9 protein-coding genes and 1 riboswitch are annotated in these 13,355 nt (G+C 44.0%); all 9 genes read right to left on the bottom strand.

Annotated elements, in window-relative coordinates; translation table 11 throughout:
- Positions 1-122: 122 nt before the first annotated feature.
- The gene (locus QZ379_RS09855) at positions 123-1,136 is read right to left on the bottom strand and encodes an ABC transporter ATP-binding protein (protein ID WP_291563835.1); all 1,014 of its coding nucleotides are present in this window, start codon (positions 1,134-1,136) and stop codon (positions 123-125) included.
- Entirely contained in the window at positions 1,136-2,167 is a 1,032-nt protein-coding gene (locus QZ379_RS09850) for an iron ABC transporter permease (protein ID WP_291563832.1), read from the bottom strand. The genes QZ379_RS09855 and QZ379_RS09850 overlap by 1 nt, the downstream gene beginning before the upstream one ends.
- Before the next feature lie 95 nt (positions 2,168-2,262).
- Positions 2,263-3,405, bottom strand: coding sequence for an ABC transporter substrate-binding protein (locus QZ379_RS09845; protein ID WP_291563829.1), 1,143 nt, complete (start codon positions 3,403-3,405; stop codon positions 2,263-2,265).
- A gap of 34 nt (positions 3,406-3,439) precedes the next feature.
- A complete protein-coding gene (locus QZ379_RS09840; RefSeq protein ID WP_291563826.1) occupies positions 3,440-4,522 on the bottom strand; it encodes a DUF5074 domain-containing protein in 1,083 nt (360 codons plus the stop codon).
- A gap of 89 nt (positions 4,523-4,611) precedes the next feature.
- Positions 4,612-6,624 (bottom strand): TonB-dependent receptor, encoded by a 2,013-nt coding sequence (locus QZ379_RS09835; protein ID WP_366933604.1) that lies wholly within the window; start codon positions 6,622-6,624, stop codon positions 4,612-4,614.
- Positions 6,625-6,690: 66 nt separating this feature from the next.
- A riboswitch (cobalamin riboswitch) is annotated at positions 6,691-6,905 on the bottom strand.
- A gap of 134 nt (positions 6,906-7,039) precedes the next feature.
- Positions 7,040-7,996: an adenosylcobinamide-phosphate synthase CbiB gene (gene cbiB / locus QZ379_RS09830; protein ID WP_291563823.1), complete on the bottom strand. Its 957-nt coding sequence runs from the start codon at positions 7,994-7,996 to the stop codon at positions 7,040-7,042.
- A gap of 36 nt (positions 7,997-8,032) precedes the next feature.
- On the bottom strand, positions 8,033-9,532 hold the full coding sequence (locus tag QZ379_RS09825; RefSeq protein WP_291563820.1) for a cobyric acid synthase: 1,500 nt from the start codon (positions 9,530-9,532) through the stop codon (positions 8,033-8,035).
- Positions 9,533-9,546: 14 nt separating this feature from the next.
- Positions 9,547-9,723: a hypothetical protein gene (locus QZ379_RS09820; protein ID WP_291563841.1), complete on the bottom strand. Its 177-nt coding sequence runs from the start codon at positions 9,721-9,723 to the stop codon at positions 9,547-9,549.
- A 14-nt stretch (positions 9,724-9,737) separates the two neighbouring features.
- Positions 9,738-12,887 (bottom strand): type I restriction endonuclease subunit R, encoded by a 3,150-nt coding sequence (locus QZ379_RS09815; RefSeq protein WP_291563816.1) that lies wholly within the window; start codon positions 12,885-12,887, stop codon positions 9,738-9,740.
- Positions 12,888-13,355: the final 468 nt, after the last annotated feature.

Raw genomic sequence — 13,355 nt, 5'->3', positions numbered from 1 at the left:
AAAGGACATTGATGCTTTTGCAAAGAAGCACATGTCCATAAACTGGGTTACAGAAACGTACCAAACAGCTCAAAAATGTAGGCTGAATTGGGAACGTTAAACTGGACACCCTACCTAATAATTTAACTTAGTATAGATATAAGTTCGCCGAAACTGCTGCAACTGTAGCTCTTTTCATCAATATATAATTGCATTTCAGACGATGAAAGTACTTTCAGTTCCGGCAGTTTTTTATCTTCCGGTGCAGCCTGTTCTTCCAGACACAGAAAACCGTGACGGTTCAGTGCGTTTTGTGTCCAGTGCTTGAGTACCGGATTATCAGTATATAGAATGATGGAACGGTCGGCTTTTACGGTTGGGGAGTAACCTCCGTGCATAAGGTCGAACCTTATTTCTGCTTCCGGGAAAAGCCTGTCCATCAGTCCGGATAGAATTATGTCTTCAGTAACCCCTGAATGAAGTCCGTTTTTCGGAGTAAGCAGCCAGAGATAGTCGGCTGTTACCAATGCCTGCTCTATGTCGTGGGTGGAGAGTAATATAGCTTTGTTCTCTTCGTGGGCCAGGCGGTGAAGCAATGTGAGTATCTCTATTCTGCTTACCGCATCAAGGAAGGCTGTCGGTTCGTCAAGAAGTATTATCGGGCATTCCTGGACTATAGCTTTGGCAATCATGGCCTTTTGACGTTCACCGTCAGAGAGATTGGCTGTATAATTTTCGGCTTTGTGGCTTATTCCCGTAAGGTGCAAGGCATAGTCTATGATTTCTTTGTCGTAGGCAGACAAGCGGCCGAAGAATCCGGTGTGTGGCTGCCTTCCAAGAGCTACAAGCTGTCGCACTGTCAATGCTCCTGCAAAGATTCGTTCCGTCAATACAAGTCCGATGGTGCGCGACAGTTCCTTTTCTGTGTATCTCGCAATTGGTTTATCCATAAGGGTAAGGCTGCCGTCAAGTATGCTTTGCGAAGCGGAGATTGTACGCAGGAGAGTTGACTTTCCCGCACCATTCGGACCGAGCAGACATGTCAGGTTACCACCTTTCAGACTGAAGTCGAGGTTGGACTGTACGGCTGTTTTCTTGCCTTTAATATTATAACCGATACTCAGATTTGAAGCTGTAATCACGTCTTTGATTTCCATCAGTTAAAGTATTGTATTTTCTTCTGGTTAATAATTACATATATAATTACCGGAGCTCCGAGTACCGGTGTTACTGCATTTATCGGTATGATACCGTTCTCGCCGGGAAGGATGCTTACTATTGAGCATAACAGAGCCATCGCAGCTCCGCAGAGTGCGGTAGCCGGGAGAAGTGAATTATGATTCGATGTGCCTAACAGAAGCCGTGCGATATGAGGTACGGCCAGTCCGATAAACGAAACAGGCCCACAGAAAGCTGTTGTAACGGCTGTCAGTATTCCGGTAGACAGCAGGAGTAAGTTTCTTGTACGTCGGATATTGACACCAAGATTTTCCGCATATCTTGTTCCCAGAAGAAGTGCGTTCATCGGCTTGATTAGCATAACAGATATTGCCAGTCCGATTAGTAACATCGAAGCGAAGGCGGGAAGTTGTGTTAGCGATACACCTCCGAAATTTCCCATTCCCCAAGTGATGTAGGAGTGTACTCCTTCGGCTGTAGAAAAGAAGTTGAGAAGAGATATAGCTGAGGAAGTGACGTATCCTGTCATAATTCCGGCTATGAGAAGCATTACATTATTCTTTATCAGTGTGGAAAGAAACAGGATGAATGCCATTATGGCAAACGCTCCGGTCATGGCACCTGCAATTACGGACAGAAATCCGCCAAGGTTTACTGTCGATACCGCTATGCTCCCTCCCATACCAAGTATCACCAATGCAGCTCCAAGGCTTGAACCGGCGCTTATTCCCAGTATGGATGAATCTGCCAAAGGATTGTTGAACACGGTCTGCAACATCAGTCCGGACACTGCAAGTGCGGCTCCGGTGAGTATTGCAGTAGTGGTTTGTGGTACGCGCGACTGCAGGACGATGTACGCCCAGCTGTTTTTTTCTGCCTCTCCGCCACAAAGTATGTCAGTAACTGCGGATGCCGGAATACTGACCGAACCGTAATACAGGCTTATGGCGGCAAGCACTACAGTCAGAATGGCAAGCAGCGTGATGTATAGAGTATTCCTGTTTCTCAAAATCTTCTTTTTTATAAATCAAAAACCAATATCCCGGCTGAAAAATATTATCATCATCCTAAAAAATATCGTCAGCAGGAAAAATATATCATAAGCTAAAACTCCAACCCCGTAAAATAGCGTGTTTTCTCACCTTTCATAATTTCCGGATGGAAGATTATAATCAGATCTCTGAGCAGTGCTTCCGGATGAAAGGGTGTTTCTTCGTAGAAATTCACGTACGAGGTATTGCACCCAAAGATACGCTTATTTTTCCATGCGTCAAAATTGGCGTATGGAGAGTAGTCTTTTTTAAGCTCAGAATAGGTCTTGTCCTGTTTCTGATTATACTTGATGAGCCAGAAGTCTGCTTTTTGGCCTTTGTACAGAACCGTTTCGAACGACATTGGCACCGAGCCACTTTCCGTTGTGTAGCTGAATATATAGTCTGCTCCGGCATCGTCAATCATTTTTGCTGTAGTGCTTTTCCCGCCCGGAACATACCATGCCGATGAGTATTTAAGTTCGAGAATTACCGTAGGTCGGTTTGTTACATCTTTGGCAATTTGTTTCAGCGAAAGATATTCATTTTCTACACTCCTGAACAGTGAGTCGGCCTCTTGTTCTCTCCCTGTCAGAAGCCCGTAGAACTTCATCCATTCGGCTCTGCCAAGGGGAGATGTTTCCATATAGTCGGCACATTCTATAATCGGCACTCCTATACTTTCTATTCTTCCGTAACCTCCGCTGTTCTCAAAAGGTGAGAGAAGAACGGCATCAGCATTGAGGTCGATAATCTTTTCTATGTCCGGACTCATGGATGAGCCGCAGTCGGTTATAGCCCCCTTTTCATACATAGCCTTTATCTGTGGGTGTTTGATATACTGTATGTCGCACACACCGGCTATGGATTCTATACCTCCAATTTCGGCTATGAGTGAGTTGTGTACAGATGAGTAAACTATGGCATTTTCGAGAGGCGTGCGTACTATAGTTCCTTCAGGCAGATTGCTGCTCTTGGCATTGTTTCTGTCTGTCAGTATATACGTGTGGAGTGTTTTCAGTGTATCCCACGGATTGCGCAGTTCCACTTTGGTGTAATTCTTGAATTTCAGTATTCTGATGTTTTCGGCATAACGGAATTTCACTGTATCGACCGGAGTTTCAGAATGCGAGGAAGTCCTGCTTCCTCCGCCGCATGCAGAGAGAAGCAGGACTAATGTTACTATATTGGCAGATAGTAAAAATGATTTCTTCATTATAATAATGATGCAGATATTGGTTTTAAGACTGTTATTCTGTCACAAAACGTATTCCTGTAGTGTATTGGCCGGCTTCAAACTTAGATTTCTTGTTCCCGTCCTTGTCGTATACATATATGTCGTTCAATGCTCCGTATGGTTGGTTGATTATGTACACATCTTCTGTTTCAGGGTCAACAGCTATACCGCCCGGGGTTGGTATATCGCTGAATTTTACAAAATCAGTTTCTTTACCGGTCTTAACATCGTAAACAAAGCATCTTGCTCTTTCCGGCAGATAGTATTCAGAGTACAGGATATACATCTTGTCGCCCTTGTTGGCTATGTATGTAGCATTGCAGAGTTCTTCAACCTGATATGTGTCGGGATTTATACGCTGCAAAGTTCCGTAGATATAGTCCTTTTCCTCAAGTCCGTCTTTACCGGCATAATTACCATTCGACACAATATACACAAAACCGTCGCTGCCAACAATGCTTTGTGTATAAGGATTAAGCAATACTGTTATATCCTTGACTTTGGTCATAGTCTTTGCATCTACTACCGCAACTGTATTTTCTTTGCCATATCCGGAGATATTTACAAATACTTTTCCTTTGGTATAAGACAGGCCTTCCGGATGATCACCTACTTTTACTGAAGAAACTATTTCCTGCGACAGAGTATCTAGTTTTGACACAGTACCGTCGTATGCGGTGAAGAATACATATCCGTCGCCTGCTGTGGCAAATCTTGGTTCCAGAGGTTTATTGTTGGACATTGTCAGTGGCATGCTTTTTATTATTTTTCCTTCCTTGTCCAGTATCTCTATCTTTGAAGAAGTAGAACTTACTGCATATAGCTTCGAGCCGTAGACACACAAGTCTTGAAGGTCGCCTATTCCTTTGCCGTTACTTGTTGCATAAATATCGGACGAGGCAGTGCCTTTATCTATATCGTACCACTGTATTGAACCGTCATTGGCACCCCAGTTGCCAGTGTTAATTATATACGCTCCTGTGGTGATTACAGGTTTTTCTGTTCCACCGTCAGTTCCCGGTTCATCATTATTACATGATGTCATTGCTGCAATAAGAGGCATGGCAGCTGTAAGATAAATGAATTTCAATTTCATAATGTTCAGTTTTTTGTTTGTTATTATTTAATGATTAATATGTTTGTGCAGCCTTGAATATTTATTCCATATTCATAGAGTTTTATCTGTTATAGAATATAACTCAGTGATACTTTATAGTTTCTTCCCGGCATTGGGTAAAATCTTATAACCTCGTAGTTCTTTCCGCCGAGGTTCAGTGCATCCAACTGAACCTTGAATTTGTGTTTCTTCCAGGAGAAAAATCTGTATGCCGATAAGCTATGATCAGAATAAGGCTCTATCCTGTATGACGGGAGGTTTTGCGCCAGGGTATACCTCTCAGAAGCAAAAGTTACATTATATGTAATATTCACCCATGGGTTCTCTATAGTGAGACTTCCTCCTCCTGAATGTTTTGGAGTATACACTATCTGGTTTCTCCATGTCTTTGATTCAGGATCGGTTATATCCTCTGCCTGGATGAAGTTATAGTTAGCTGTGAGATAAAGGTTTATTTTGTCTGTCAGACTGTATTCCGACGATATGTTTACATCTGTGCCTATAGTTTCAACTTTACCTACATTCATCATTTTCCACACAAACATGGTTGGAACTGCAACAATCTTGTCGTTCACCTTATTATAATATACATCGGCCGAGAGACTAAGGAATCTGAGCCGCCTGTGAGAATCCGATTTACTGTATGTCACTCCGAAGTTTCCCTGGCGTGTGGTTTCCGGACGCAGGTTGGTATTTCCTATCAGGAGATAATACAGGTCGTTGAATGTAGGGGTTCTGAATATATCCTTATAAGAGGCTCTAATCCTCAGTCCGTGCAAGCGCAGAGGTTTCCACGATACACTTACGGCAGGAGACAGACGCTTTCTGTCGTCTGCTGCTTTTCCTATCTTCACATTCTCTGTTATGTATGTGTTGAGCAACGAAGCCGAAGCAGAGAAGTTAGTACGTTCATATCTGGCAGCTAAAGCACTGAGTACAGTAAATCTTTCGGGAAACTGGCAGTCTCTCAGGTTGGTGTACAGATAATTATAAGCAAAATCCTGTGCAAATGAGAAAGAAAGATTCTTTACCGGACTGCCCATTACAGTGGCCGACAGATAGGTCTCGGTTTGTCTGTATCGGTCGTCAGTTATTCCGGAAGACTTGTCGTTATAATCTCTGTTCCAGCTGTAGTTGAACTTTCCCTGTATCTGCATTTTTAATTGTTTGTTCCATCTGTTCTCGTAACGCACCTGTCCGAAATAGTTTTTGTCATACAGCCTTTCGGCGGAGTAAGGATTATCGTAAACCACGCTTCCCGGCAGTCCTCTTTCTGAATCGAAAAGATATGCTTTTACCTGTAAGTCCTGTTTGGCAGTAATGGCTGAGTACAGATTGGCTTCCACTCTGTAAGAACGTATATCGCTGTTGTTCCTTTTTGCATCAATCAGTTGGCTACCGTTCCATAATTTGAATCTGTAGTTACCGTCGGCCTGCAGATAATCTCCATAAAATGAAAGGCCTGTCTTATCGCTTATTTTATGGCTATACATTACAGAGGGATTAACCAAACCGAAAGAGCCGGTCTTGAAGTTAGCGTTAATACAGTATTTCCCTTTTTCCATGTCAGGTGTTATAGTCTTTATGTTGAGAACTCCTGCTGAAGCAAAGGCTTTTGCACTCTGGTATATATCATCTGTCTGACCAATTGTAAGAGAAAGCTCTGATACATTACTCAAAGAGTACCTTGAAATATCTACCTGACCCGACTGGCAGTCGCTTATGCTTACACCATCGTATATAACTCCTGTATGTTGTGCTCCCATACTTCTTATGGAAACAGTCTTCAGTCCTCCTATGCCTCCGTAGTCTTTTACATTAACTCCCGAAAAGTGTCTTACTGCTTCGGCTACATCATACACTCCCATACGCTCCAGTTCTGATTTTTTCAATATCTGAAGCGGTGACGTTGCCATTAAAGCAGATGGAGTCTTTCTCGCACTGATAGTTACGTCCGGAATTTGGTGTATCCTACCGGTGATGCTGTCTGTGTTATGCTCCTGTGCCATAGATACCATTATCGGACACAAAAACAGTACAGTTACAGCGCACCTGTGGACAAAATAATTCAGTTTGCCCATTTCTTACTCAATAAGTGTATTACAAAAATTACATGTATCCGTCAGCATTCTTTCCTCGAGAATGTACGGCATGATTTATCGTTTTGCAGGTCTTCTGACTTACTCCGGATGGCTTTACCTTCCCGTCATGGCATCAGCCGCAGACAGTGGTAAGAAGAGATAATCAAGCAATCCTCTTTATGGAGATTACAGCAGCGGGACTGTCCGGGATTTTCACCCGATTCCCTTTTCATCCTCAGCCTGTGAATAGGCCTATCGGAACAAAACGTTACAAATATATGGAAAAAAAATGAAAAACCGGAAAACATTTAATGTATTTTCAGTTTTAAACAGGTTCTAAGCAGAGAGAACGAGTTTTATACTACAGACACCGATATAACCAAAGAGAAGAAATTCACGTATTTTTCGCTTATGATTATCTCAAAGGAAGATATCCGCACGACATATATATTGCAGCCACCATAATTATTATCATAAGCAGTTCGGCATATCGGTTTATACGGATAGCCACATCTGCATCCCTACGTTCGAAAGTACGCTCGTTGCTACCGATGAAAGGTTTATAGACAAGCTCCCCGAAATAATTGTGAGGTCCTCCGAAACGGCAATTCAGAATACCTGCAAGTGCAGCCTCAGGATATCCCGAGTTAGGGCTGGCATGTTCTCTGCCGTAACGGAGTACAAACTTCAGCAACGATGGATGTCCGGAAACTGCCACCATCAACAATGCAGTAAGACGTGCCGGTATATAATTCGCCGCATCATCAAGCTTTGCTGCACAGAAGCCGAACAGTCTGTAACGCTCATTCTTATAGCCTATCATTGAATCCAGTGTATTAATCATCTTGTATGTCAACATTCCAGGTACTCCCAAAAGCAGATACCAGAACAGTGGAGCTATCACCCCGTCACTCAGATTCTCAGCCAAAGTTTCCAGCGCCGCCGCACGTACTTCCTGACCGTCAAGTTCCTTTGTATCCCTGCCTACAATACGCGAAACCTGCAAACGGCCTTTCTCCAACGACACTTCCATAGCATCAAAAACCATCCGTACCTCATCTATCAGCGTCTTTCCTGCCAGGCAAAAGAATACTGCTGTAGCGGATATAATACCTCCTAACCAACTGCTATATGCAAAGGCATATTTCATTACGAAATATGACACAAGGAAAACTCCGGCAACCAACAGCAATACAGCCACCGCCCCCTTGAAACGACGGTTGCCGCCACGATTCCAGCTATGTTCAAAGAAACGTATCATCCTGCCGAAACCAACCACGGGATGAGGCAACCACATCGGGTCACCCAACAGTTTGTCCAAAGCCACTCCTGCCAGTAAAGGCAATATGACACACAACGATTGTAATTCCATTACTTACATTATTAATCAGTTCATCATTCAACCCACTCAATCATTTCTGCCAAGAATTTCATACAGCAAAGGCATATTCAGATGAGAACGCACATGAGCAGCCAATCTGTCATACTGCTCTTCCTTGAAAGTACGATAATCGGAAATGTTTCCCTTGTCAGCCTTCACATAAGGAGCCAGCAATAAATCCACTACAGCCTCATTGTCTAAAATACCATGCATATAAGTGCCAAAACACTTGTCGCCTACTCTCCATCCTTCGGTAGTTCCATCCTGCAGATAATTCAAAGGAACTGCATCGCTATCTGCTGTGATTTCACTTTGCCCCATATGAATCTCATATCCTCTACAGATATCTCCTTCCAGATTAAAGAATCTGAATTCAGTCTGACGTGTAACCTTATCGGACTGCATTACAGTTGAAACAGGCAGCAGACCAAGTCCCGGCAATCGGTTTATTCCTCCTTCCACTCCGTCAGGGTCTTCTACCGACAAGCCCATCATCTGATAACCTCCGCATATTCCAATAACGGTAGCACCATTACGTGCAGCCCTGACAACAGCCTCGGCTACTCCATTACGGCGAAGCTCCAGCAAATCATCAAGAGTGCTTTTCGTTCCCGGCATGATTACTATATCAGCCTTGCCTATTTCTTCAGTATTGTTTGTGTAATAGAGATTCACACGCTCGTCACGTTCCAGACGGTTGAAGTCAGTGAAATTCGATAAATGACGCAACAGCACAACCGCGATATTAACCTTTCCGCTTACCGCCGAACGCTGTTTCTGTTGCAGTTCAAGAGAATCCTCCTCTTCTATATAGATATCCTTATAATACGGAATCACCCCAAGCACAGGCACACCACATGTCTTCTCCATCAGTTTCACACCCGATTCAAACAGACGTAAATCACCGCGGAACTTATTTACTATTATCCCTTTTATGCGTTTGCGGTCTTCAGGTAACTGCAGTGCGATAGAGCCGTATGCACTGGCGAACACACCCCCACGGTCGATATCCGCCACAAGAATGACATCAGCATCGGCATATCTCGCCATCGGCATGTTTACAAGGTCCGTATCCCTGAGATTTATTTCGGAGATACTTCCTGCACCCTCCATAACTATAGGATTATATCGTGCAGCCAGCCTGTCGAAAGCTACACATACCTCACGGCGCAACTCTTCCCTTCCCTCTTTGCGGAAATATTCGTATGCACTGCGGTTGCCTATAGGCTTACCGTTAAGAACCACCTGCGATGTATAGTCCGAACTCGGTTTAAGCAAAAGAGGATTCATATCCGTATGACACGGCACACATGCAGCCTCAGCCTGTACCGCCTGTGCCCTTCCTATCTCCAAACCTTCAGGAGTGGCATAAGAGTTGAGAGCCATGTTCTGCGCCTTGAAAGGAGCCGGATGATAACCGTCCTGCAGGAAGATTCTGCACAGAGCCGTAGCCAATATACTTTTGCCTACATCACTGCCCGTACCGGCAAGCATCAAAGGGTGTAATCGTTTAATATTCTTAGTCATTGATGTAATATTTTTTACTGCTGATTATCGTTTCTCTCACTCCTGCGTACCACTGCCCTTACATTCTGCAACTGTGCAGCGAAAGGTATTCCTCTCCTTTTCAGCACACGCAGCAGTCCCATAGTGAAAGTAGTCTTGCCGCTGTCCGATGCAGCAGTTCCAATCAAAAACTGAGGTTTTACTACAGACATAAATCTCCTAATTATCATTTTCGGTCGCAAAAGTACAAATCTCCCCCCGAAATATCAAAGAAGCGTTCAAAGAAAGCCTTCAGTTTTTCCAGCACAGTCTTCTTCTTCACTTCCCTTGTCTTGTCGAAGATAGACATAGGAGGAAGAATTTTCGCTATACCCGTACCTGATTCCTGTATTCCCCCATCCTTGAAAGACTGGTTCACGAAATGATACGTTTCCTCCGGTTTCAGCTTCTCCTCCGAGATAATCTCATCCAACTGCCTGCGCTGCTGTTCCTTCACATACTTCTGCCAGTCATCACTGACATTCTTGTCAGGCGTGAGCTGGTCTATGAAGTTCTCTATAAGCTCCCTTTTGTTTCTCAAGTCAGGACTTGCCCCGATAGCTTTCTGTATGGTGATGCGTATCTCCTTATCGCCCGTATTGCCGTCATGCATCTGCTCTATCAGATACAGAATATAGTCGATGTTTATCTCCACCTGTTTGATTAGCTCCATCTCGAAGATAATATCATCATTCACATCCACCACATCACCCTGCCTGTCCCTCCTGTACTTCTCATACAGGTCGATATAAAGACTGTGATAATCCTGCACATCCCTTTCGGAAAGGATTTCCATGCCGGCAAACTGGTCGAACGTGGACAATATGTTTGTAGCCTTCAGTATAGCTCCATACAGACGGATGAATTTCTTTTCCGAGTCCTCACCCATAATGCGTGTTTCCAGCGGATAGTCTTCCAGCAATGTATTCACCAGTTCTCTGTAGCCCGTCTGATGCTTGCCATTCTCATCCTCATAACCGTTGTAATACTCATCGAAAGTCTTCAGCAGTACCAGTCCTCCCGCCTCCTTGTCACCGAACAGGGCAATACTCTCGTTTGTGGCATGTTCCAGATTCCGGAAACACACTATATTGCCGAACGTCTTTATGGAATTAAGAATTCTGTTCGTTCTGGAATACGCCTGCAGCAAGCCGTGCATTCTCAGGTTCTTGTCCACCCAGAGAGTGTTGAGTGTAGTAGCGTCAAATCCTGTCAGAAACATGTTCACAACTATTAGCAGGTCTATCTCCCTGTTCTTCATACGGAGCGACACATCCTTATAGTAGTTCTGGAATTTCTCGGAGCTTGTATCATAGTTGGTTGTGAACATTTCGTTATAGTCCACAATCGCACTTTCAAGAAAATCGCGCGAACTCTTATCCAGTCCGTCGGTATTTTCAGAGTTCTCATCATCAGGTATTCCGCTGAAATCCTCTTCAGCCTCATTTGCACCATAGCTGTATATGATGGCAACATTCAGTTTCCTGTCAGGCGACAGTTCCTCCATCTGACGCTTGAACTCCAGATAATACAGTTTGGCTGCCTCAATGGACGAAACGGCAAATATAGAGTTGAAACCCTGCATACGCACCTTCTGTTTCTGCTCCTTAACCTCATTCTTGCCTTTCTTCTCTCCTTCAGCCACTTCCGATATATTGGTCAGCTTATTGAAAGTAAACGACTTTCCGTTTCTTTTTGTCTTCTGTGCGAAATGCTCCAATATATAAGCCACAATATGAGTTATGCGTTCGGGAGCCATAAGCGCCTTCTCGCGGTCTATGTTCCTCACCTGCTCGTCGCGTATATCCTCCTGCTCACGCATCGTACTGATATAGTCCACACGGAAAGGTAGCACATTACCGTCGGCTATGGCATCCACAATAGTATATATGTGCAGTCTTTTGCCGAAAGCCTGGTCGGTAGTCTTCAAGTCGAACTTACCTCCCGTAGATGAGTTGTTCGGGAATATCGGCGTACCCGTAAATCCGAACAGATGATATTTCTTGAACTTCTTCACTATGGCCGTATGCATCTCGCCGAACTGGCTGCGGTGACACTCATCGAATATCATCACTATATGCTTGCCGTAAACCTCGTGCGAACGGTTCTTCGCTATGAATATAGACAGTTTCTGTATCGTAGTTATTATGATGTGCGCATCGTCATCCTCCAATTGTTTTTTCAGTACGGCCGTATTCGTATTGCTGTTTGCCGCCCCTTTCTCAAAGCGGTCATACTCCTTCATGGTCTGATAGTCAAGGTCCTTGCGGTCCACCACGAACAGCACCTTATCCACACCTTCCATCTTGCTGGCCAGACGGGCCGTCTTAAATGAAGTAAGCGTCTTGCCGCTTCCCGTGGTATGCCATACATAGCCGCCACCCTCCACCGTTCCATATTTTTTGTAGTTGGTAGACACACGCACCTGCTGCAGAATACTTTCCGTAGCCGCAATCTGATAAGGCCTCATCACGAGGAGAAGCTTTTCCGAAGTAAACACACAATATTTAGTCAGGATATTCAGCAGTGTATGTTTGGCAAAGAACGTAGCCGTAAAGTCCACCAGGTCAGGAATAATCTGATTATCCCTCCTTGCCCAGTAGCTTGTAAACTCAAAACTGTTGCTGGTCTGATTCTTTCCTTTCTGCTTAGCTTTTTTAGTCAGTTCCTGAATGTGCGACGAGCGCGTGGTATTACTGTAATACTTGGTCTGCGTACCGTTGCTTATAACGAATATCTGCACATACTCAAACAGTCCGCTTCCGGCCCAGAAACTGTCTCGGCTATATCTTCTTATCTGGTTGAATGCCTCCTTTATATCCACTCCCCTGCGTTTCAGTTCCACGTGCACGAGCGGCAGCCCGTTCACCAATATAGTAACGTCGTAGCGGTTTTCATGGTTGCCCCCTTCAGGTACATACTGGTTTATAACCTGAAGACTGTTGTTATGAATATTATCCTTGTCTATCAGATAAATGTTCTTCACCGTTCCGTCCTCGCGGGTGAGCAGCTGTATATGATCCTCCTGAACAATGGCTGTTTTCTCCACTATGCCGTTGTTCTGGTTTGCTATCTTCTCCTTGAAGAAAGCCGTCCACTCCCTGTCAGTAAAACGGCAGTCATTCAGTCTTTCCAGCTGCGCACGAAGATTCGCCACCAGTTCCTTCTCAGAAGTGATTGGAAGATAATCATACGCCTGTGTCCGGAGCTGCTCTATAAACTCCTTTTCCATTTCCGCCTCACTCTGATACTGCTTTGCCGAGCGATATCGCGGTTCATAGTCTGCTACTACTGTGCTCAGCGGATTTTCCGCTACCATTTTATATTGGTCTGACATATTCTCTTATTCCTATAACTCCATAATCTCACTTTCAGTCATCCCTGTAATCAGGCTTATCTGTTCTATTGGAAATCCTAAATCTGTGAACGGATTCACAAAGCGTCCGACTCCAAAAACCTCATCTTTCATATCCTGAAGGAGTGTAAATATAATTCATGTTTAAGTACTTTGACCGTTGGCTCGCAAGTTCCACTAATAGTTGAGCCTTGCGAAACTTCAGTAAATGCAAATATAGTCTTTTTCCTTAAATCACAGAACTTTGCACGGTATGATTTTTCGTATTGCCGCATCCGTCTCAATACATCACACCCAGCGAACGGCCAATGAACGCCCGGTGAACATGAAACGAACGCTTTTCGAATGTGATTTAAATGCCATTTAAACGGTATTTAAACATCATTTTATTAACCTTTGTCTTACCCTGAAAAAAGTTGACTCATAAAACCAACATTATGAGTTCACAAA

The sequence above is a fragment of the Bacteroides sp. genome (genome assembly GCF_019417265.1).
Lineage (GTDB): Bacteria > Bacteroidota > Bacteroidia > Bacteroidales > Bacteroidaceae > Phocaeicola.
Note: the sequence above shows the minus strand (reverse complement) of the source record. Positions and strands in the feature narration are given on the sequence as shown.

Coding starts and splice junctions, on each gene's coding strand:
- QZ379_RS09855 (WP_291563835.1), bottom strand. CDS start 1,136: ATGGAAATCAAAGACGTGATTACAGCTTCAAATCTGAGTATCGGTTAT.
- QZ379_RS09815 (WP_291563816.1), bottom strand. CDS start 12,887: ATGTCAGACCAATATAAAATGGTAGCGGAAAATCCGCTGAGCACAGTA.
- cbiB (WP_291563823.1), bottom strand. CDS start 7,996: ATGGAATTACAATCGTTGTGTGTCATATTGCCTTTACTGGCAGGAGTG.
- QZ379_RS09840 (WP_291563826.1), bottom strand. CDS start 4,522: ATGAAATTGAAATTCATTTATCTTACAGCTGCCATGCCTCTTATTGCA.
- QZ379_RS09825 (WP_291563820.1), bottom strand. CDS start 9,532: ATGACTAAGAATATTAAACGATTACACCCTTTGATGCTTGCCGGTACG.
- QZ379_RS09820 (WP_291563841.1), bottom strand. CDS start 9,723: ATGTCTGTAGTAAAACCTCAGTTTTTGATTGGAACTGCTGCATCGGAC.
- QZ379_RS09845 (WP_291563829.1), bottom strand. CDS start 3,405: ATGAAGAAATCATTTTTACTATCTGCCAATATAGTAACATTAGTCCTG.
- QZ379_RS09835 (WP_366933604.1), bottom strand. CDS start 6,624: ATGGGCAAACTGAATTATTTTGTCCACAGGTGCGCTGTAACTGTACTG.